At 70.8% G+C, this 20,598-nt stretch carries 15 protein-coding genes, 2 pseudogenes and 1 riboswitch; of the genes and pseudogenes, 15 read left to right on the top strand and 2 right to left on the bottom strand.

Annotated features, from left to right (window positions below):
- The first annotated feature begins 73 nt into the window (after positions 1 to 73).
- A complete protein-coding gene (gene mfd, locus ACW4TU_RS17560; protein ID WP_457428756.1) occupies positions 74 to 3,628 on the top strand; it encodes a transcription-repair coupling factor in 3,555 nt (1,184 codons plus the stop codon).
- Positions 3,629 to 3,734: 106 nt separating this feature from the next.
- Here mfd and ACW4TU_RS17555 read toward each other — a convergent pair whose 3' ends face one another.
- The gene (locus ACW4TU_RS17555; protein WP_457428755.1) at positions 3,735 to 3,923 is read right to left on the bottom strand and encodes an Rv0909 family putative TA system antitoxin; all 189 of its coding nucleotides are present in this window, start codon (positions 3,921 to 3,923) and stop codon (positions 3,735 to 3,737) included.
- Between the two features lie 219 nt (positions 3,924 to 4,142).
- Here ACW4TU_RS17555 and ACW4TU_RS17550 point away from each other — a divergent pair, with 219 nt between their 5' ends.
- From ACW4TU_RS17550 to ACW4TU_RS17540, 3 genes and pseudogenes are all read left to right on the top strand, one after another.
- Positions 4,143 to 4,889, top strand: a complete 747-nt coding sequence (locus ACW4TU_RS17550; protein WP_457428754.1) for an HNH endonuclease family protein — start codon at positions 4,143 to 4,145, stop codon at positions 4,887 to 4,889.
- A gap of 202 nt (positions 4,890 to 5,091) precedes the next feature.
- Positions 5,092 to 5,305 (top strand): annotated as a pseudogene (locus ACW4TU_RS17545) (N-acetyltransferase); the annotation flags it as partial.
- A gap of 2 nt (positions 5,306 to 5,307) precedes the next feature.
- Positions 5,308 to 5,637, top strand: a pseudogene (locus ACW4TU_RS17540) (IS200/IS605 family accessory protein TnpB-related protein); the annotation flags it as partial.
- Between the two features lie 65 nt (positions 5,638 to 5,702).
- Here the strand turns inward: ACW4TU_RS17540 and ACW4TU_RS17535 are convergent.
- Positions 5,703 to 6,512 carry a hypothetical protein gene (locus tag ACW4TU_RS17535; protein ID WP_457428753.1) on the bottom strand — a complete coding sequence of 270 codons (810 nt, stop codon included), beginning with the start codon at positions 6,510 to 6,512 and terminating at the stop codon, positions 5,703 to 5,705.
- A 395-nt stretch (positions 6,513 to 6,907) separates the two neighbouring features.
- On the opposite strand from ACW4TU_RS17535, the gene ACW4TU_RS17530 reads away from it, so the two are divergent.
- The 11 genes from ACW4TU_RS17530 to ACW4TU_RS17480 all read left to right on the top strand — a co-directional run bounded on the left by ACW4TU_RS17530 (position 6,908) and on the right by ACW4TU_RS17480 (position 20,591).
- Positions 6,908 to 9,289 (top strand): N-6 DNA methylase, encoded by a 2,382-nt coding sequence (locus ACW4TU_RS17530; protein ID WP_457428752.1) that lies wholly within the window; start codon positions 6,908 to 6,910, stop codon positions 9,287 to 9,289.
- 151 nt (positions 9,290 to 9,440) lie between these two features.
- Positions 9,441 to 10,115 carry a hypothetical protein gene (locus ACW4TU_RS17525; protein WP_457428751.1) on the top strand — a complete coding sequence of 225 codons (675 nt, stop codon included), beginning with the start codon at positions 9,441 to 9,443 and terminating at the stop codon, positions 10,113 to 10,115.
- Between the two features lie 65 nt (positions 10,116 to 10,180).
- On the top strand, positions 10,181 to 11,635 hold the full coding sequence (locus ACW4TU_RS17520; protein WP_457430177.1) for a protein kinase domain-containing protein: 1,455 nt from the start codon (positions 10,181 to 10,183) through the stop codon (positions 11,633 to 11,635).
- Positions 11,636 to 11,697: 62 nt separating this feature from the next.
- Positions 11,698 to 12,528 carry a glycoside hydrolase domain-containing protein gene (locus tag ACW4TU_RS17515; protein ID WP_457430175.1) on the top strand — a complete coding sequence of 277 codons (831 nt, stop codon included), beginning with the start codon at positions 11,698 to 11,700 and terminating at the stop codon, positions 12,526 to 12,528.
- Positions 12,529 to 12,667: 139 nt separating this feature from the next.
- A complete protein-coding gene (locus ACW4TU_RS17510; RefSeq protein WP_457428750.1) occupies positions 12,668 to 13,330 on the top strand; it encodes a SurA N-terminal domain-containing protein in 663 nt (220 codons plus the stop codon).
- A gap of 112 nt (positions 13,331 to 13,442) precedes the next feature.
- A complete protein-coding gene (locus tag ACW4TU_RS17505; RefSeq protein WP_457428749.1) occupies positions 13,443 to 14,480 on the top strand; it encodes a nucleoside triphosphate pyrophosphohydrolase in 1,038 nt (345 codons plus the stop codon).
- Positions 14,481 to 14,635: 155 nt separating this feature from the next.
- The gene (locus ACW4TU_RS17500) at positions 14,636 to 15,943 is read left to right on the top strand and encodes a cytochrome P450 family protein (protein WP_457428748.1); all 1,308 of its coding nucleotides are present in this window, start codon (positions 14,636 to 14,638) and stop codon (positions 15,941 to 15,943) included.
- Positions 15,944 to 16,112: 169 nt separating this feature from the next.
- Complete coding sequence (locus ACW4TU_RS17495) at positions 16,113 to 17,108, top strand: transglycosylase family protein (protein ID WP_457428747.1); 996 nt, start codon at positions 16,113 to 16,115, stop codon at positions 17,106 to 17,108.
- A gap of 184 nt (positions 17,109 to 17,292) precedes the next feature.
- Positions 17,293 to 17,464: riboswitch (cyclic di-AMP (ydaO/yuaA leader) on the top strand.
- 4 nt (positions 17,465 to 17,468) lie between these two features.
- Positions 17,469 to 18,203 (top strand): transglycosylase family protein, encoded by a 735-nt coding sequence (locus ACW4TU_RS17490; RefSeq protein WP_457428746.1) that lies wholly within the window; start codon positions 17,469 to 17,471, stop codon positions 18,201 to 18,203.
- A 389-nt stretch (positions 18,204 to 18,592) separates the two neighbouring features.
- The gene (eno, locus tag ACW4TU_RS17485) at positions 18,593 to 19,873 is read left to right on the top strand and encodes a phosphopyruvate hydratase (protein ID WP_457428745.1); all 1,281 of its coding nucleotides are present in this window, start codon (positions 18,593 to 18,595) and stop codon (positions 19,871 to 19,873) included.
- 247 nt (positions 19,874 to 20,120) lie between these two features.
- Positions 20,121 to 20,591 (top strand): FtsB family cell division protein, encoded by a 471-nt coding sequence (locus tag ACW4TU_RS17480; protein WP_457428744.1) that lies wholly within the window; start codon positions 20,121 to 20,123, stop codon positions 20,589 to 20,591.
- Positions 20,592 to 20,598: the final 7 nt, after the last annotated feature.

The raw sequence follows: 20,598 nt of genomic DNA, 5'->3' as shown, positions 1-20,598 counted from the left end.
GCCCGTCACACGTGTCGGGCGGCTCGCGTTGCCCATCCCTCACGCCCTTCACGTTCCTCACGAAAGCCTCTTCATGAGCCTGCACGGTCTGCTCGACGTCGTAGTCAAGGACGCCGCCCTCTCGGAAGCGGTCAAGGCCGCCGGCGACGGCAACCGTATGCACGTCGACCTGGTCGGACCACCCGCCGCCCGCCCCTTCGCCGTGGCCGCGCTGGCCCGCGAGGCCGGGCGCACGGTGCTGGCCGTGACCGCGACCGGACGTGAGGCCGAGGATCTCGCCGCCGCCCTCAGAACGCTGCTGCCACCGGACACGGTCGCCGAGTACCCGGCCTGGGAGACCCTCCCGCACGAACGCCTCTCGCCCCGCAGCGACACCGTCGGCCGCCGCCTCGCCGTACTGCGCCGCCTGACGCACCCCCGCCTCGACGACCCGGAGACCGGCCCGGTGTCGGTCGTCGTGGCCCCCGTGCGTTCCGTACTCCAGCCGCAGGTCAAGGGGCTCGGCGAGCTGGAGCCGGTCGCGCTGCGCACCGGTCGGACCGCCGATCTGGGCGCGGTCGTCGAGGCACTGGCCGCCGCCGCGTACTCCCGCGTCGAGCTGGTCGAGAAGCGGGGCGAGTTCGCCGTACGCGGCGGGATCCTCGACGTGTTCCCGCCCACCGAGGAGCACCCCCTCCGGGTGGAGTTCTGGGGCGACGACATCGAGGAGATCCGCTACTTCAAGGTCGCCGACCAGCGCTCCCTCGAAGTCGCCGCGCACGGACTGTGGGCGCCGCCCTGCCGCGAGCTGCTGCTCACCGACCAGGTGCGGGAGCGGGCCGCCGCGCTTGCCGAGGCCCACCCGGAGCTCGGCGAGCTGCTCGGCAAGATTGCCGAGGGGATCGCCGTAGAGGGCATGGAGTCCCTCGCTCCCGTGCTCGTCGACGACATGGAGCTGCTGCTCGACGTCCTGCCCAAGGGGTCCATGGCCGTCGTCTGCGACCCGGAGCGGGTGCGGACGCGGGCCGCCGACCTGGTGGCGACCAGTCACGAGTTCCTGCAGGCCTCCTGGGCGGCCACCGCGGGCGGCGGCGAGGCGCCCATCGACGTCGGCGCGGCCTCCCTGTGGTCCATCGCCGACGTGCGGGACCGGGCGCGCGAGCTGGACATGATGTGGTGGTCGGTGTCGCCCTTCGCCGCCGACGAGGAGCTGACGGATTCATTCGCCGCCGACGCGGCGGGGGACACGCTCAAGCTGGGCATGCACGCGCCCGAGACCTACCGCGGGGACACCGCGAAGGCACTCGCCGACACCAAGGGCTGGCTCGCGGACGGCTGGCGCACGGTATTCGTCACCGAGGCGCACGGCCCGGCCGCCCGTACGGTCGAGGTGCTCGGCGGGGAAGGCATCGCGGCCCGCCTGGAGGCCGATCTGACCTCCCTGACGCCCTCCGTCGTACAGGTGGCGTGCGGCTCGATCGACTTCGGGTTCGTCGACACGAAGCTGAAGCTCGCCGTGCTGACCGAGACCGACCTCACCGGGCAGAAGGCCGCCGGCAAGGACGGCGCCCGTATGCCCGCCCGGCGCCGCAAGACCATCGACCCGCTCACCCTCGAAACCGGCGACTACATCGTGCACGAGCAGCACGGTGTGGGCCGGTACGTCGAGATGGTCCAGCGGACCGTGCAGGGCGCGACCCGCGAGTACCTGGTCGTCGAGTACGCGCCCGCCAAGCGCGGCCAGCCCGGCGACCGCCTCTACATCCCCACCGACCAGCTCGAACAGATCACCAAGTACGTCGGCGGCGAGTCACCCACCCTCCACCGGCTCGGCGGCGCCGACTGGACGAAGACCAAGGCACGCGCGAAGAAGGCAGTCAAGGAGATCGCCGCCGACCTGATCAAGCTGTACAGCGCGCGGATGGCGGCCCCCGGGCACGCCTTCGGGCCCGACACGCCCTGGCAGCGCGAGCTGGAGGACGCCTTCCCGTACGTGGAGACGCCCGACCAGCTGACCACGATCGCCGAGGTCAAGGACGACATGGAGAAGACGGTCCCGATGGACCGCCTGATCTGCGGCGACGTCGGCTACGGCAAGACGGAGATCGCCGTCCGCGCCGCCTTCAAGGCCGTCCAGGACGGCAAGCAGGTTGCCGTCCTCGTCCCCACGACTCTCCTCGTACAGCAGCACTTTGGCACCTTCGGTGAGCGCTACTCCCAATTCCCGGTCAACGTACGGGCGTTGAGCCGCTTCCAGACGGAGACCGAGGCGAAGGCCACTCTGGAGGGCCTGCGCGAGGGCTCGGTGGACGTCGTCATCGGCACCCACCGGCTCTTCTCCGCCGAGACCAGGTTCAAGGACCTCGGGCTCGTCATCGTCGACGAGGAACAGCGGTTCGGCGTCGAGCACAAGGAACAGCTGAAGAAGCTGCGCGCCAACGTCGACGTGCTGACCATGTCCGCGACGCCCATCCCCCGTACGCTCGAAATGGCGGTCACCGGCATCCGCGAGATGTCGACGATCACCACCCCGCCGGAGGAACGCCACCCGGTGCTCACCTTCGTCGGCCCGTACGAGGAGAAGCAGATCGGCGCCGCGATCCGCCGCGAACTCCTGCGCGAGGGCCAGGTCTTCTACATCCACAACCGTGTCGAGTCCATCGACCGCGCGGCGGCCCGGCTGAGGGAGATCGTCCCCGAGGCACGGATCGCGACCGCCCACGGCCAGATGTCCGAACAGGCGCTGGAGCAGGTCGTCGTCGACTTCTGGGAGAAGCGGTACGACGTCCTCGTGTCGACGACCATCGTCGAGTCCGGCATCGACATCTCCAACGCCAACACCCTCATCGTGGAGCGCGGAGACAACTTCGGTCTCTCCCAACTGCACCAGCTGCGGGGGCGAGTCGGGCGTGGGAGGGAGCGCGGTTACGCGTACTTCCTCTATCCGCCGGAGAAGCCCCTGACCGAGACCGCCCACGAGCGGCTCGCGACCATCGCCCAGCACACCGAGATGGGCGCGGGCATGTACGTCGCCATGAAGGACCTCGAAATCCGCGGCGCCGGAAACCTGCTCGGCGGCGAACAGTCCGGCCACATCGCGGGAGTCGGCTTCGACCTCTACGTACGGATGGTCGGCGAGGCCGTCGCGGACTACCGGGCCTCCCTGGAGGGCGGGGTGGAGGAGGAGCCGCCGCTGGAGGTCAAGATCGAGCTCCCGGTCGACGCCCACGTCCCGCACGACTACGCCCCCGGCGAGCGTCTGCGTCTCGCGGCCTACCGCGCCATCGCCTCCGCGAACACCGAGGCCGACATCAAGGCCGTACGGGAGGAACTCGTCGACCGCTACGGCAAGTTGCCCGAGCCGGTCGAGAACCTGCTGCTCGTGGCGGGCCTGCGGATGCTCGCGCGGGCCTGCGGGGTCGGTGACATCGTGCTCCAGGGCGCCAACATCCGTTTCACGCCGGTGGAGTTGAGGGAGTCGCAGGAGCTGCGGCTCAAGCGCCTCTACCCGGGGACGGTCATCAAGGCGACCGCACACCAGATCCTCGTACCGCGCCCCAAGACGGCGAAGGTGGGCGGAAAGCCGGTGGTCGGGCGGGAGTTGCTCGGCTGGACCGGGGAGTTCCTGACTTCGATCCTGGGGTCGTGAGCGCGTAGGAAGTGACAAGAGGAAGCCGCCCGTGGCCCGTTGGGGCCGGGGGCGGCTTCTCTTTTTTGTCCCAGGTTGTTGTCCCGGGCTTCACGGACCTCCGGGGCTACGGCTGTTCGGGCCTGTCGCGATCACGGGCCATGCCCATCGAGCCCTCGATCCGCTGTTGCGCGTCGTCGACCTGGCTCGTGTACTTGTCGCCCGTCTTCTCGTTGACCTTCTTTTCCGCGGTGTCGGAGACCTTCTGTCCCGACCTGCCGCGCATCTGGTCCTTGAACTTGTCGAGGATGCCCATCCAGAGCTCCTTCCGGAGGTGAGTCAGCAACGACGATACGCCCGGTATGCGGAATACGCCCCTTGAGTGCCGGTGGGCGCCCCTGTGGTGGGGAGGAGCCGCCCGATAGCCTGTCAACCGGCGGGATACTGCGGGTCAACCGGCGGAATACTGCGGGCGGGCGCGGGAACTGGCAGTAGCGGGCGGGGACCGGAACGGGCAGTAGGGGAGGGGCGCAACGTGGTGTGTCTGAGGGGTGGGGGCGTCGCCGCCGTCGTACTCGTGGTGGCGTTCGGCATCGGCGGGTGCAAAGGCGAGACCCTGGGGTCCGCCGGGCCCGAGGAGAGCGCGAGCGGCGCGGCCGGCGGGGGAGGCGGTGGCGGGGGTGCGGCGCTCGCGGCTGTCGACTCGCTGACCGTGAAGGGGCGGGCGCCCAAGACGGGATACGCCCGGGACCGGTTCGGCACCGCGTGGGCGGACACCGACTCCAACAAGTGCGACACCCGCGACGACATCCTCAAACGGGATCTGGTCGACGTGCGGTTCCGCAGCGGCGGCTGCAAGGTGTCGGCGGGGAAACTGGATCCGGACCCCTACAGCGGCAAGGACGTGACGTTCACCCGGGGCCGCAGCGAGGTCGACATAGACCACATCGTCGCGCTGTCGGACGCCTGGCAGAAGGGCGCCAAGTACTGGGACGCCAGCAAGCGCATAGCGCTGGCCAACGACCCGCTCAACCTCCGCGCCGTCGATGCGAGTACCAACCGCAGCAAGGGTGACGGCGACACGGCGAGCTGGCTGCCGCCGAACAAGGCGTACCGCTGCACGTATGTCGCCAACCAGGTCGCCGTGAAGAAGAAGTACGAGCTGTGGGTCACGGAGGCGGAGAAGGCCGCGATGAAGAAGGTGCTGTCCGGGTGTGGCGGGGAGAAGCTGCCGGCCGGCGGCAACCCGACGGAGGCGCCCGCGCGGTTCCACGCGGGGTGAGTGGGGCGGGGGCGGGGTGGGCCGGGGTTGGTGTGGTGAACCGGCGTTGGTGTGGGCGTCTGCTGGGGGCTGCGGCCCCCAGGCCCCCGCTCCGGCCCTGAACGGGCCTTGTCCTCAATCGCCGGACGGGCTGAATGGTGCCGGCCGGGGCTGAATTGCGCCGCTCCGGCCTGCATGGTGCCGCTCGAGGCCGGATGGCGCCGCCCGTGGCTGGGACCAGGTCCTGGTGTGGGCGTTGCAGGACCTGCGCGCCGGTACCCGTCCGGACACGGTGAGCGCGATCTCGATCGTCGTCTCCCCGCACGCATGCTCGCGGCGATGCGGGACAACGCCGCCGCGCACGGCTTCCACGAGGTCGTCGCCCGGTCCGGCCCAGCGCCAAGCACCTGGAGCCGCGAACGCCGATCACCGAGTACGGCAGAAACCCCTCAACACGACCACTCGCGATACCACTCGTCACGATGCTGCTGCTGTGGCGATCGGAAGGCGCGCCCAGGGACACGCGATCCGGCGACGGACGGCACCGCCCCCACGGCACCGGAGTGATGCGGTGGGGCATCGGACCATCCAGGCCAGAGCGGGTGTCCCTGGGCGTGAGGGAACCCGCCCCCGCGTTCCCGGACCACGGACACGATCCGTAGGCGCCGGACGCGGAGCGAACGCGGGCAACCAGAACGCCCAACACCGTCCGGGGCGTTCGGCCGAGCATGAGACCTGGCAACAGGACTCACTCCCGCTCGGTCCCTAGGGGCGGTCTACGTGGAGCCCAACGTGCGGCGGCACACCTTGTGACCGGCGCTACGGCGGCCGGGCTCAGCCGCCCAGCGCGTCCAGGTCGAGGATCTCGCCGCTGGGCTTCCGGGCCGAGACGGGCTTGTCGTAGTCGCTGAAGACGATGGTCCCCGGGTCCTTCGCGGACTTGCTGTCGACCCGCAGCAGATAGGGCTTGCCCTTACTGGCGACGTACATCGTGTACGTGTCCTTGCCGTCCTTCTCCGTGACGACGACGGCAGGCGCACCGCCCACGGTGGTCGTGGCACCGCGCGTCACGTTGGAGCCGGCCCCCGACCCGGTGTCCTTGACGTCGGCGAGTGCGCTGTCCAGGTCGCAGAAGCCCGCGATGTCCTTGGCGTCGGAGCCGGTCGCGGACATCTTGGTCCACTTTCCGGCCAGCATCGCCACGACCCCGTCGGTCTCCTCCTTCGACGAACCCTCGCTCTGCGCCCGCAGGAACTTCTCGTCGTATTTCATGTAGAGGGTGGGGCCGGACTTCACGAGTTCGGCCTTGCCCGCACCGTTCATGCTCATCGTCCCGGCGCAGTCGCCCCGCTTGTCGAGGGCCATGTCGATCCGGATCGTCCCGCTGCCCTCGTCGTCCGGGACATCGCCCGTCATACGGAGCGACGAGGCACCCGAGGTCGCTGTCAGCGCCCGGTCGGCTATCCCGCCGCCGGTCAGCCCGGCGAACGGGTCCTTCGGTTCGGCGGCCGAGTTGTCCGCCGTCCTGTCCGCGGTTTTGCCGCCCGCCTTGTCGGAGGCCTTGTTCTCGCCGGTCTGGCAGCCGGCGACCCCGGCGACGGTGACGGCGGTGAGGCAGAGAGCGGCAAGTGTGCTTCGACGCATGGGAGTTCCCCCGAGTTTTCGTGGTGGTGGTGGGGACGAGCTGAGTGGAACTGAACGGAACTGGGCTGAGCTGGGAAGGGTGGGCGGCGGTGGCGCGGTCCCCGGCGCTGCGCCACCGCCGCCCGGCTGGGGCAGCGGGAGCGAAGGGGGCGACCGCATCCTTCGTCCTTCCGGCGGGCCGCTTGTTCGCTGGGTCAATAACAACAGAGCGTGTGAACCGAGTCAACACGATTCACGCAACGTCTTGTGTACACGCCGTGAATGGGTAGATCTTGCGCACGTCGGTATGCTCGGCGTCACAGTGAAGCGAGGGCTGCACGACCAGGGCTGTGTACGGGGATCAGAGCCGTACGCGAGAACGCCGGGGCCGTGCACCGACGAGGGGAGCGCGGCGCGTGCAGGACAACGCCACGGAAGTGACCGCCGCCGGCATCGCACGGCTCGCGGGCGTCGGCCGCGCCGCCGTCAGCAACTGGCGCCGCCGTCACGCCGACTTCCCCAAACCGGTCGGCGGCACCGAGACCAGCCCCGCCTTCGCCCTCGCGGAGGTCGAGTCCTGGCTCCGCCACCAGGGGAAACTCGCCGAAGTCCCCCTCCGTGAACGCGTCTGGCAGCAACTCGTCGGCCACCCCGAGGGCCCGGCCACCGCCCTCGTCCACGCGGGCTGCGTCCTGCTGCTCATCCATGACCGCCCCACCGTCTGGCTGGAACTCGGCGCGGTCTCCGACGAACGCCTCGCCGCTCGCCTCCCCGCCACGCTGGAGCAGGTGATCGCCCCGCGATTCGGCCTCGCGGGGAAGCGGGGTGTTCACACGTCGCCGGCCGTGCTGGGAGTTCACGCGGTACCGACCGCACAAGGTGTTCACAGTCCGACTGGTGTTCGGGGGGTTCACACTCCGCCGGGTGGGCGTGGGGTGTCGGCTGTGAACGAGCCGGGAGGCGTGAACACCCGAGGTGCTGTGAACACCGCGCCCGGAGTGCACGACTCTCCGCCCACATCCGGCGTTCACGCCTACCCTCCCGCACCTGGCGTTCACACCACCCCCGCCCGGCCCCGCGTACACAGCTCGCCCGTCGTACACAGCGACAGCGCCCCCTCCGCCGTACACGCCGCCCCCGCCGTACACACACCCACCGGCCCCGAACTCCTCCCCTCCGTCCCCCTCCTGCGCGGTGTCGCCGAGCTCGCCGCCGAGATGGGGGCGCGGCAGGCGTACGAGTTCCTGGTCGGGCGGCATCTCGACGCCAACCCGCGGCAGTACACGCTCACCCCGGCCGAGCTCGCCCGGCTCATGGGGGACCTCGCCGGCCCGGCGCGCACCGTTCTCGACCCGGCCTGCGGCACCGGCGCGCTGCTGCGCTCCGTCCCCGTGCGAGGTGCGCGGGAGGTCGAACGGGACGATTCCGAGCGGGAGTTGTACGGGCAGGACAGTGCCCCGGAGCTGGCCGCGCTCACCGCCCTCCGGCTCGCGCTCCTGGGCCGGAACGTGGTGCGTACGGCCGCCGGGGACACGCTTCGCGCGGACGCGTTTCCCGGGCTCAGGGCAGACGCCGTCCTCTGTCATCCGCCGTTCAACGAGCGCAACTGGGGGCACGACGAACTCGCGTACGACGCCCGCTGGGAGTACGGGTTCCCGGCCCGCAACGAGTCCGAGCTGGCCTGGGTGCAGCATGCGCTCGCCCGGCTCAGGGACGGCGGCACCGCCGTGCTGCTGATGCCGCCGGCCGCCGCGTCCCGGCGTTCGGGGCGCCGTATCCGCGCCGATCTGCTGCGGCGCGGGGCGCTGCGCGCGGTGATCGCGCTGCCGGTCGGCGCGGCACCCCCGTACAACATCCCGCTGCACCTGTGGGTGCTGCGGCGGCCCGACAAGGCGCCCGCGCAGCCCGAGGTGCTGCTCGCCGACACCGGGAGCGTCGCCGAGCACACCGGGCGCGGCGGGCTCGACTGGGAGGCGGTGCGCACCGCCGTTCTCGACGCCTGGCGGCCCTTCGAGCGGGCCGGTACGGCGGTCGAGCGGCCGGGGGTGGCGCGGTCCGTGCCCGTCATCGAACTCCTCGACGACGACGTCGACCTGGCCCCGGCCCGACACCTCCCGCCCGCCGCCACGGGCGACGGCGAACACCTGAGCGACGTACGGGAACGCCTCGGCGAGACCCTGCGGCTGACCGCCGACCTCACTCCGCCCGCCCCCGCCGGACCCACCGACGAGCAGTCCGGGCGCTGGCCGCTCATCACCATCGGTGACCTCGCGCGCGGGGGCGCCCTGGTGATGCGTACCGGCGGAAACGGCGGCCACGCGCGCGTGCCCGTGCTCACCGACCACGACGTCCTCGCCGGAACCGCTCCCTCTGGCACGCTGCCCGAGAGCGACGAGGCGGCCGTGCGGGTGGCGGCGGGCGACGTAGTCGTGCCGGTACTGGGCGGCGGGTCCGTCGCGCGCGTGGTCGACGACGCGACCGCGGGGGCCGTTCTCGGCCGCAGCCTCGTCCTCCTGCGGCCCGATCCGGCCGCCCTCGACCCGTGGTTCCTCGCCGGCTTCCTGCGCGGCACCGCCAACAACCGGCAGGCCAGCAGCTACGCGTCCACCGCGACCCGGCTCGACGTACGCCGACTGCAACTGCCCCGGCTGTCGCTGGACGAACAGCGGCGCTACGGCGCGCGGTTCAGGGCGCTCGCCGAGTTCGAGGAGGCCCTGCGGCACGCGGGCCGGCTCGGCGGACAGCTCGTGCGGGGCATGTACGACGGCCTGACGGACGGGACCGTCGCGCCCGACTGACGTGCTGATGGCGTGCCGATGAGGTTCCGACGACAACGGTTCGGTACAACCCGGACCCGTTGTCGGTGTCGGCCTATACGCTCGGACCCCGACACCGAACCTGTCACTCGTATGTCCGTCCCCGTCGGCATCACCCGGTCCAGGAGCAGTCATGTACGGCCCCGGCGCGCCGCCGCCCACCCCCAGCATGGGCACCGTCATCACCCTGCGCGTGCTGATCGCCGCCGCCGGGTTCCTCTCGTGCGGCCTCCTCGCGTGCCTCCCGCTGTTCCGGGTGGCCTTCCTGCGCGGCCGGTGGTTCAACTGGACCGCGGCCTGGGTGAGTCTGCCGCTGTCCATCACGTGCTTCGGGGTGGTCGGCACGGTGGCGGAGAAAGACGTCAAGGGCGACATCGCCCTCAGCACCGTGATGATCCTCGGCGCCCTGGCCAGCACCTACTTCCTGATCATGGACATACGGCCGGGCAACCGACAGCGCCAGTACGCCGGTTACGCGCCGGCCCGGGCCGCGACCGTGCCTCCCGGGTACGGCTACCCGCCCCCGTCGCCGTACGCGAACATGCCGACCGGGCCGCAGCCCCCCATGCCCCACACGCCGATACCCCGGCCCCAGCCTCAGGCCCCGGCACCCCGGCCGCCCGTCGCCCAGGGCCACGTACCGCCCCCGCCGCAGCGCCCCGCGCCCGCCCGCATCGACCAGGTGCGCGCCGAACTCGACGAGCTCAGCGACTACCTGCGCAAGCACGACAGCAACGGCAACGGCACCCCCAACCCCAATGGCACCCCCAACCCCAACCCCAACAGCAGCCACGAGGGCGGACGGTGAGCGTGGCGACGGGCCGTGTCATCGCCGACCGGTACGAACTGTCCACGCTCATCGGACAGGGCGGCATGGGCCAGGTGTGGACGGCGTACGACCAACGGCTCGACCGGCGCGTCGCGGTCAAGCTGCTGCGCCCGGACAAGGTCGCCGGCCAGGAGGCCGACGAACTGCGCCGCCGCTTCGTGCGCGAGTGCCGGGTGACCGCGCAGGTCGACCATCCCGGGCTCGTCACCGTGCACGACGCGGGCAGCGAGGCCGAGGAACTGTTCCTCGTCATGCAGTACGTCGACGGCGCCGACCTCTCCGATCACCTCGCCGAACACGACCCGTACCCCTGGCAGTGGGCGGTCGCGGTGGCCGCGCAACTGTGCGCCGTGCTGAGCGCCGTGCACGCCGTGCCGATCGTCCACCGCGACCTCAAGCCGCGCAACGTGATGGTGAAGCAGGACGGCACGGTCACCGTCCTCGACCTGGGCGTCGCCTCCGTCATGGACACGGACACCACCCGCCTCACCCACACCGGTTCACCCATCGGCTCGCCCGCCTACATGGCCCCCGAGCAGGCGATGGGCGGCGCGGTCGGCCCGTACACGGACCTGTACGCACTCGGCGTGGTCCTCCACGAACTCCTCAGCGGGGACGTGCCGTTCTCCGGCTCGACGGCCCTCGGGGTGCTGCACCGGCACCTGTACGAGCCGCCGCTGCCCGTGCGCCGCCTCAGACCCGAGGTGCCCGAGTCGCTGGAGGCGCTCGTCCTGCGGCTGCTCGCCAAGGACCCCCAGCACCGGCCCGCCTCCGCGCAGGAGGTGTACGAGCACCTGGCACTGCTCCTCCCGGAGCGCGGCATGCCCACCGGGGCGCCCCTGGACCCCACCCGCCCCTTCCTGCGCCCGCACGCCCCCTGGCCGGACCGCGCCCGCACCCCCGCCACCCAGCCGACGGCATCCCCGGCGGCCGAGAGGCCCGACGTCGCCGGAGCCGTCGACGAGGTCAAACGCCTCCTCGGCGAGGGCCGGATCACCCAGGCCGTCGACATCCTCGGCGGGATCCTGCCCGCCGCCGCCGAACAGCACGGCGAGCACTCCCCGGTCGTCCGCACCCTCCGCAAGCAGTACGCGGCCACCCTCATGGACGACGGCCAGTACCGCCGCGCCCTGCCCGAACTGCGCCGCCTCGCCGACGAACGCGCCGCCGAGGCCGGCCAGGCCGACCCCCAGGCGCTGCGCTTCCGCTACGAGGCCGCCCAGTGCCTCGAACAGCTCGGCGAACCCGCGGCGGCCCTCGCCGAGTACCGCGCCCTGCTGCCGTACTACGAGAACCAGTACGTCGCCGGCGACCCCGAACTCGCCCTCGACGTCCGCCGCCGCATCGGCCACCTCCTCCTCGCCCTTGGCGACCGCACCGCCGCCCGCGACACCCTCGCCCGCCTCCTCCACGACGTGGACCGCCTGCGCGGCCCCGGGCACCCGCTGGCGGCGGAGATCCGACGGACCCTGGAGTGGCTGGGGCAGGTGCGGGGGTAGTTTGGCCGGGCTCTGAAAACCAGTCGCAGAAGAACGTCGTAGAACCAGGAGTGGGTTACGTGGTGTCCAGTCACCGGCAGTCCAAGAAGCGCCGATACGTCACCTGGGCGGTGGCCGGCGCGGCCGTCGTCGCCGGGGCCGGGCTCGCCGCGCAGTCGTCGATGGCCGCCACCACCTGGCCCGCCCAGCGCACGTACACCGGCCGCGCGTTCGACACCTGCACCGCGCCCTCCCTCGCCGCGATGAAGGCCTGGCGCACCAACAACTTCTACGGCGCCGCAGCCGTCTACATAGGCGGCAAGAACCGCGGCTGCGCCCAGCCCAACCTCACCGCGTCCTGGGTGAAGTCGGTCAGCGCGCAGGGCTGGAAGCTCATCCCCCTGTACGTCGGCGCCCAGCCCTCCTGCCAGACCGGCTCCAGCCCCGAGAAGATCACCGCCGCCACGGCCGCCTCACTCGGCGCGAAGGACGCGGCGGACGCGGTGACCAAGGCCTCGGCGCTCGGCATGAAGGCCGGCAGCCCGGTCTACCTCGACATGGAGTCGTACGACATCACGAACAAGGTGTGCAACGACGCCGTACTGACGTACGTACGCGCCTTCGGCAAGGCGCTGCAGGCCAAGACGTACCGCACCGGCTACTACGGCTTCACCAGCTCCAGCGCGAAGGCGATCGCCCAGGCCACCGACCGCACCAACCTGCCGGGCAACATGTGGTACGCGCTGTCGGACAAGCAGAACACCACCACCGCGGACTGGCCCTTCGCCGCCACACAGTGGACCAGCCACAGCCGGGCCCACCAGTACATGGTCAACAGCAAGGAGACGCGCGGCGGTTACACGATCACGGTGGACCGCAACGCGTGGGACGCGCCGGTGGCGATCACCGGCTGAGGTCGCCGGAGTGGGCATGGCGGTGCCCGAAGTCCTGGTGAATCGTTGGTCGAATGGCTTGGCCGGAGCCAGGCCACTGCCTAACATCGATCACCGCAAGACTTTGTGCTCTGCCGCACAATCTCCTCGGGAGGCTTCCTTGCACCGCCGTAGTCGCACCGCGCTCTTCCTCTCCGCCGCGATCGTCGCGGCGGCCCCTCTCCTCACCGCCTGCGGAAACGACGCGCATCCCGGCGCGGCGGCCGTAGTCGGCGGGCAGCGGATCACGGTCGCGCAGCTGGAGAGCAGGGTGAACGAGGTACGCGCGGCGCAGCGGGCGGCCACCCCGGACCAGGCCCAGTACGCGCAGACCGTCGCCAGAACCGGCAGCCTCACCCGGGACACCCTGCACACGATGGTCCTCGACCGCGTCCTGAACCAGGCCGCGAAGAACGCGGGCGTGACCGTGACCCGCAAGGACGTCCAGACCCTGCGCGCCTCCCTGGAACAGCAGGCCGGCAGCGCGAAGTCGCTGGCGGACGCCTGGCTCCAGCAGTACGGCGTCGCCCCGGCACGCCTCGACGACAGCCTGCACACCGAGATCGTGGCCCAGAAGCTGGCCACCGCGCTCGGCGCCGACATGAACACCCCGGACGGCCAGGCCACGTTCTGGAAGGCGATGTCCGAGGCCTCGAAGACCCTCGACGTCGACCTCAACCCGCGCTACGGCAGCTGGGACGTCCAGAAGAGCAGCCGCGTCGACGCCAGGACACCCTGGGTACGGGAGGTCACGGCGCCGCAGACGGCCGAGGGGACGGCGTAACGGCCACGGCGTAACGGTTGTCCGCACGGGTGTACGAGCGCCCTGTGCGCATCCGCGTGGTGGCCTGTGGACAACCGGTCGGGCTGTCGGTGGCGTGGGTTACGTTCGGAGGGTGAACGCAACCAGCGGCTTCGAGACCGCTCCGGAGACGGAGACCGACCCCGGTCGTGTCGTCCTGCTCACCACCAGCCACCGCGTCGCGCCCGGCCTGTTGTCCTGGCCCGCCTGGCAGGTGCTGCACGCGGCCGACCGGGTGCTGTGCGCGGACGGTACGCATCCGCAGCTGCCGTATCTGCGGGACGCCGGCATAGCGGTCGAGGAGACCTCCCCGGCCGCCGAGCACCTGATCGAGGCCTGCGCCGGCGGCCGGACGGTCGTGGTCGTGACCACCGGCGAGGGCGACCCGGCCCTCACGGACGGCCTGGCACGCCTCGCCGGCTCCGGCCGCGTACACATGCCGGACCTGGAACTCCTCCCCGCCTCCTACGACCTCCCCGGTGCCCGACTCCTCGACCTCGTGCAGGTCATGGACCGCATTCGCCTGGAGTGCCCGTGGTCCTCCCGTCAGACCCACAAGGGCCTGGCGAAGTACGGCATCGAGGAGGCGTACGAACTCGTCGAGGCGATCGAGGAGGGTGACCGGGACGAGCTGCGCGAGGAGCTGGGGGACGTCCTGCTCCAGGTCGTCTTCCATGCGCGCATCGCCGAGGAGGGCAGCGAGGAGGAGGGCGAGGAGGGCACAGCCCCGTTCTCGATCGACGACGTGGCGGCCGGCATCGTCACCAAGCTGATCCACCGCCACCCGCACGTCTTCGGCGACGAGACGGCGTCCACCCCGGAGGACGTCAAGGAGCACTGGCTGCGCACCAAGGCGATAGAGAAGCGCCGTACCTCCGTCACCGAGGGCATCCCACTCGGCCAGCCCGCCCTGGCCCTCGCGGCGAAACTGGCGTCCCGGGTACACACGGCGGCCCTGGACGTCCCGCTGCCGCAGGGCGAGGGCGTCGGCTACGAGCTGCTGGAGCTGGCCGTACGGGCGGAGCGCGAGGGCGTGGACCCGGAGGCGGCACTGCGGGTCGCCGCGCGGGCCTACCGGGATGCGGTGCGGGTGCGGGAAGGGGTGGGCGCCGGGACGGCTGCGGAGGAGTGACGGTGTGCAGGGCCGGGCCCGGCGCTCAGCGTGGTACCGGTGTCCCCGATGTCCCGGGGCCCGCGCCGAGCCGTGGGGGTGTGCCGGGCGTGTGGCCGCCTCAATGCCGACCAGGGCCCCGCTGAAGTCCTCCGCCCTCCCGATACCGTCACCGGGTGACCAACCAGCCCCCCGCCACGCCCCCGGCCCCCGCCCCCGAACTCTTCACCTGGGAGTTCGCGACGGACCCCTACCCCGCCTACGCCTGGCTCCGTGAGCACGCGCCCGTGCACCGGACCAGGTTGCCCAGTGGCGTCGAGGCCTGGCTCGTCACCCGATATGTCGACGCCAAGCAGGCCCTCGCCGACCCCCGGCTCTCCAAGAACCCCGAGCATCACGACGAGCCCGCGCACGCCAAGGGCAAGACCGGTATCCCCGGTGAGCGCAAGGCCGAGCTGATGACCCATCTGCTCAATATCGATCCGCCGGACCACACCAGGCTGCGGCGGCTCGTCGCCAAGGCGTTCACGCCTCGCCGCGTCGCCGAGTTCGCGCCCCGCGTCCAGGAACTCACCGATCACCTGATCGACCAGTTCGCGGCGAGCGGCTCCGCCGATCTCATCCACGAGTTCGCGTTCCCGCTGCCCATCTACGCGATCTGCGACCTGCTGGGCGTACCCCGCGAGGACCAGGACGACTTCCGGGACTGGGCCGGGATGATGATCCGGCACGGCGGAGGGCCCCGGGGCGGGGTCGCCCGATCCGTGAAGAAGATGCGGGGCTATCTCGCCGAGCTGATCCACCGCAAGCGCGAGGCGCTGACCGACGTGGCCGAACCCGGTGAGGACCTCATCTCCGGGCTCATCCGCGCCTCCGACGAGGGCGAGCACCTCACCGAGAACGAGGCCGCCGCCATGGCTTTCATCCTACTATTCGCTGGTTTTGAAACCACCGTGAATTTGATCGGCAATGGCGTCCACTCCCTGCTCACCCACCCCGAGCAGCGCGCCCGCCTCCAGGCCTCCCTCGCCGTCGAGGACTCCTCCCTCCTCGAAACCGGCATCGAGGAACTCCTCCGCTACGACGGCCCCGTCGAGCTGGCCACCTGGCGCTTCGCCACCCGGTCGCTCAGCATCGGCGGGCAGGACATCGCGGCCGGCGATCCCGTCCTCGTCGTCCTCGCCGCCGCCGACCGGGACCCGGCGCGGTTCGCCGACCCCGACACCCTCGACCTCGGCCGCCGGGACAACCAGCACCTCGGATACGGCCACGGCATCCACTACTGCCTCGGCGCCCCGCTCGCCCGTCTGGAGGGCCGCAGCGCGCTGGCCACCCTCCTCACCCGTCTCCCCGACCTGCAACTCGGTGCGGAACCCGCCGAGTTGAGATGGCGGGGCGGGCTCATCATGCGTGGACTGCGTACCCTGCCCGTCGAGTTCACGCCGGTTCATGGGGCCGGGCAGGCGTCGCCAGTGGTGTCGTAGAGGATCGCGAGAAGGTGACACTCCCTCAACAAAGTGATCTTCACGTGATCTGCGCGGCATTAACTTGTGACAAGCGTTCGTCTGTAGATACGTTCGTGCACCAGTGCGATGCCTTGGTGTCTTGCGGCGCCGGTTGCACTGCCCCCAGTTGTCTCGTGAAAGGCACCGCATGCTCTCCGGGAACGGTCGTCACCGTCGCCCCCGTCAGGCCCCGGCTCTGCTGGTAGCGGCCGGCGTGACAGGCTCCGCCATCGCCATCCCCCTGCTCGCCGCGTCCGGCGCCAGCGCGGCAAGCGGTACCACCTGGGACAGGGTCGCGGAGTGCGAGAGCGGCGGCTCCTGGAGCGCCGACGGCGGCAACGGGTTCTACGGCGGGCTCCAGTTGACCCAGGCGGACTGGGAGAAGTACGGCGGGCTCGCGTACGCCGCGAGCGCCGACCAGGCCAGCCGTTCGCAGCAGATCGCCGTCGGCGAGAAGATACTCGCCGACCAGGGGGCGGGCGCCTGGGAGGCCTGTGCGCTGTTGTCCGGGCTCGGCAAGGACACCGGCTCGGCCGATGTCGACACGGGCGTCGCCGGGGGTGACACCGGCGCGGCCGAGGGCGACACCTCGGGTTCGGGCCTCGGCTTGACCTCGGGCTCGGACTCCTCGCCCTCCTCCTCGACTTCGGCGTCGCCCACGCCCTCGGTGTCCCCCTCGACCGGCTCCTCGGCCTCGACCAGGACCTCCGGCTCGTCTCCGTCCCCCGCGGCGTCCGTCGGAGCGACCACCGGCCCTGTCGGCTCCGGCGACTCCGCCGGGTCGGTCACCTCGCCGGCCCCGTCCTACTCGTCGCCCGGTGCGGGTGACGGTGAGGAAAGCGACAGTTCGCCCATAGGTGCCCCAGAGGGTGAAGAGCAGGGCAACTCCGGTCAGAGTGCGGAAAATCGGGGCGCCGAAGTCGGCACCGAAACCGCCGTCGGTACCGGACGTCATCGGGGTGAGGCCGAGGGCTCGTACGCCGACAGTGTCGGGGGCGTCCTCTGGGGCGTCACCGACTCCCTTGATCTTGCGGGCGGGCAGTCCGGAACCTCCACCGGGACCGAGTCCTTCCTTGACGCGGACTCGGGTCTCATCCTCCCCGGTCAGACCCTTGCGGTAGGTAGCGAACCCGGGCAAAACTGACCGGAGTTCACGTCCTGCTTTCAGGCTGAATGTCCGCTATTGACGCGGTGAGACAAAGGTCTCAGAAGCCCTGATCGTCTTTGTATTTCAGAGGATCAGCTGTTTACGGTCGTCATCGCCCGCCACAGTGGGCCCCGCCGGTCGCAACGCCGAATCCTGCCAACGGCCGTACGGGAACAGTCGTCGCTGTCAAGCGCCGTAGGCAGGAGCGGGGGACCCAAGGTAAGTGCCGCACCGGGCAGTTGTCCGGAGCGGCTTGGGGTGAAGCCGTACGACGCCCGCAAGGGACGTACGGCCGGGCAACTCAACCGGCCCGAACCCGACAGCTCACCTCGCAGGCGTCGGTGAGGGGATACACGCATGCTGTTTACCGGTAAGGGCAAGCACCGCCGTCCGTCCAAGGCCACCCGCGTCGTCGCCATCGCGGGCGTGACCGGTGCCGCCGTCGCCGCTCCGCTCCTGGCGGCCGGCTCCGCCTCCGCCGCCACCTCCGCCGAGTGGGACACCGTCGCCCAGTGCGAGTCCGGCGGCAACTGGTCCATCAACACCGGCAACGGCTACTACGGCGGCCTGCAGTTCTCCGCCTCGACCTGGGCCGCGTACGGCGGCTCGGCGTACGCCTCCACGGCCGACCAGGCCTCCAAGTCCCAGCAGATAACCATCGCCGAGAAGGTCCTCGCGGGCCAGGGCAAGGGCGCCTGGCCGGTCTGCGGCACGGGCCTGTCCAGCGCCTCCTACGGCGGCGGCGCGAGCAGCGGCACGGGTACGAGCACGAGTGACAACAACTCGTCCGGCAACTCCAGCAGCTCGAACAACTCCAGCGGCTCCGGCGAGACCTCCACCCGCTCCACCGACAACCAGCAGGCCTCCCGTTCGCAGGAGCGGCCGGCTGCCAAGAAGACCGTCACCACCCCGACCGGCAAGAAGGTCGAGAAGGGTGACGGCGAGTACAAGGTCGTCAAGGGCGACAGCCTGAGCGCGATCGCCGAGGCGCACGACGTCAAGGGCGGCTGGCAGAAGCTCTTCCAGCTGAACAAGGACATCATCGACGACGCCGACTTCATCTTCCCGGGCCAGCAGCTGCACCTCAGCTGACGCGGCCGTATCTCGGTTGTACGGCAGCTGACCCCGGTCACCTGCGGGCCGGAATCTCCCCCAGATCCCGGCCGGCTCGCAGGTGAACCACAGGGCCCTCACATCCGCGCCTTCCACAGTGAAGGCCTCGTGAGGGCCACCCCCGTCCCCCACGGGCTCCCCGCTTCGGTGCGTCTTCCCCCGTACGCACCGGAGCGGGGCTTTTTGTTCCCCGGGGGAACAATGTTTACCCTCGGTTCCGTTCATGTTCCGTCCATGGGGTGGCCGGAAGGCTGGCCGATCCCCCGGAGCCGGTTAGGCTCATCATCGCGGAGCCGCCGCCGCCTCGTACTCACGAGGCCCAGCAGCCCCGCGTACCCGCGTCACATCCCAGCAAGAAGGAGATGCTCGTGCCGTCCATCGACGTCGTCGTAGCCCGGGAAATCCTCGACTCGCGAGGCAACCCCACCGTCGAGGTCGAGGTCGGCCTCGATGACGGCAGCACCGGCCGTGCCGCCGTCCCGTCCGGCGCCTCCACCGGAGCCTTCGAGGCCGTCGAGCTGCGCGACGGTGACCCCAACCGCTACCTCGGCAAGGGTGTCGAGAAGGCCGTCCTCGCCGTCATCGAGCAGATCGGCCCGGAGCTCGTCGGCTACGACGCCACCGAGCAGCGCCTGATCGACCAGGCGATGTTCGACCTGGACGCCACCGACAACAAGGGCTCCCTCGGCGCCAACGCCATCCTCGGCGTCTCCCTCGCCGTCGCCCACGCCGCGTCGGAGGCCAGCGACCTCCCCCTCTTCCGCTACCTCGGCGGCCCGAACGCGCACCTGCTGCCCGTTCCGATGATGAACATCCTCAACGGCGGATCCCACGCGGACTCCAACGTCGACATCCAGGAGTTCATGATCGCCCCGATCGGCGCGGAGTCCTTCTCCGAGGCGCTGCGCTGGGGCGCGGAGATCTACCACACCCTCAAGAAGGTGCTGAAGACCAAGGGCCTGTCCACCGGCCTCGGCGACGAGGGCGGCTTCGCCCCGAACCTGGAGTCCAACCGCGCCGCGCTCGACCTCATCATCGAGGCCATCAAGCAGGCCGGTTACGTCCCCGGCGAGCAGATCGGTCTCGCGCTCGACGTCGCCGCGTCCGAGTTCTACAAGGACGGCAAGTACGAGTTCGAGGGCAAGTCGCGCACGGCCGCCGAGATGACCGAGTACTACGAGGAGCTCGTCTCCGCGTACCCGCTCATCTCCATCGAGGACCCGCTGTACGAGGACGACTGGGCCGGCTGGAAGACCATCACCGCCAAGCTGGGCGACAGGGTCCAGATCGTCGGCGACGACCTCTTCGTCACCAACCCGGAGCGCCTCGCCCGTGGTATCGAGGAGGGTTCGGCCAACGCCCTGCTCGTCAAGGTGAACCAGATCGGCTCGCTGACCGAGACCCTGGACGCCGTCGAGATGGCCCAGCGCAACGGCTTCAAGTGCATGATGTCCCACCGCTCCGGCGAGACCGAGGACGTCACCATCGCCGACCTCGCCGTCGCCGTGAACTGCGGCCAGATCAAGACCGGCGCCCCGGCCCGCTCGGACCGCGTCGCCAAGTACAACCAGCTGCTGCGCATCGAGGAGATCCTCGACGACGCGGCGGTGTACGCCGGTCGCTCGGCCTTCCCCCGCTTCAAGGGCTGAGAACAGCGACTCAGAACACCGGCTGAGAACAACGGCCGACCCAACCCGGGTCAAGGCATAGCCAGTCGCACGTACGTCCCCGTACCCGGTCCCGTACCGTGTGCGGGGACGTACGCGCGTGTGAACGGGAGGCGGGGAACATGGGCCGTACTGTGCTGTGCCTTCCCGGGGGACGACCTCCCGGACCCCCGGCCGCGAAGATCAGGTGCGCGAGCGTGACCGGCCTAGAGCTGCGAGGTGAGCATCAGTGACCAACCGGGACCGGTTCTCCACCGCGACCAGGATCAAGCTGCTCGGCGAGCAGACGGCGGCCCGTGTCTACCGGTCCCAGACCAAGCGCCAGGCCCGCCGCTCCCGGCTGACCGGCCGGGCGGCCCTGCTCGTCCTGGTCCTCTGCACGCTGATCGTGGCCCTCGCCTACCCGATAAGGCAGTACGTCTCCCAGCGCGCCGAGATCGCCGCCACGGAACGCGAACGCGACCGGACCAGCCGGCGGGTCGAGCAACTCCGCGACCTGAAGGCACGCTGGCAGGACGACGCGTACGCGGAGCAGCAGATCCGGCAGCGGCTGCACTATGTGCTGCCGGGTGAGACCGGGTTCATCGTGATCGACCCGGACGCGGCGAAGCAGTCGCGCGCCGACCTCGGCGCGGCCGACCGCCCCTGGTACGCGAACGTCTGGGACGGCGTGGACAAGGCCGACGCCGCCGACCAGTGAATTGAAC

This window comes from Streptomyces kryoterrae, assembly GCF_054072135.1.
The sequence above is the reverse complement of the archived record's forward strand: the minus strand, read 5'-3'. Positions and strand labels throughout refer to the sequence as shown.

Coding starts and splice junctions, on each gene's coding strand:
- mfd (WP_457428756.1), top strand. CDS start 74: ATGAGCCTGCACGGTCTGCTCGACGTCGTAGTCAAGGACGCCGCCCTC.
- ACW4TU_RS17555 (WP_457428755.1), bottom strand. CDS start 3,923: ATGGGCATCCTCGACAAGTTCAAGGACCAGATGCGCGGCAGGTCGGGA.
- ACW4TU_RS17535 (WP_457428753.1), bottom strand. CDS start 6,512: ATGCGTCGAAGCACACTTGCCGCTCTCTGCCTCACCGCCGTCACCGTC.
- ACW4TU_RS17525 (WP_457428751.1), top strand. CDS start 9,441: ATGTACGGCCCCGGCGCGCCGCCGCCCACCCCCAGCATGGGCACCGTC.
- ACW4TU_RS17520 (WP_457430177.1), top strand. CDS start 10,181: ATGGGCCAGGTGTGGACGGCGTACGACCAACGGCTCGACCGGCGCGTC.
- ACW4TU_RS17495 (WP_457428747.1), top strand. CDS start 16,113: ATGCTCTCCGGGAACGGTCGTCACCGTCGCCCCCGTCAGGCCCCGGCT.
- ACW4TU_RS17490 (WP_457428746.1), top strand. CDS start 17,469: ATGCTGTTTACCGGTAAGGGCAAGCACCGCCGTCCGTCCAAGGCCACC.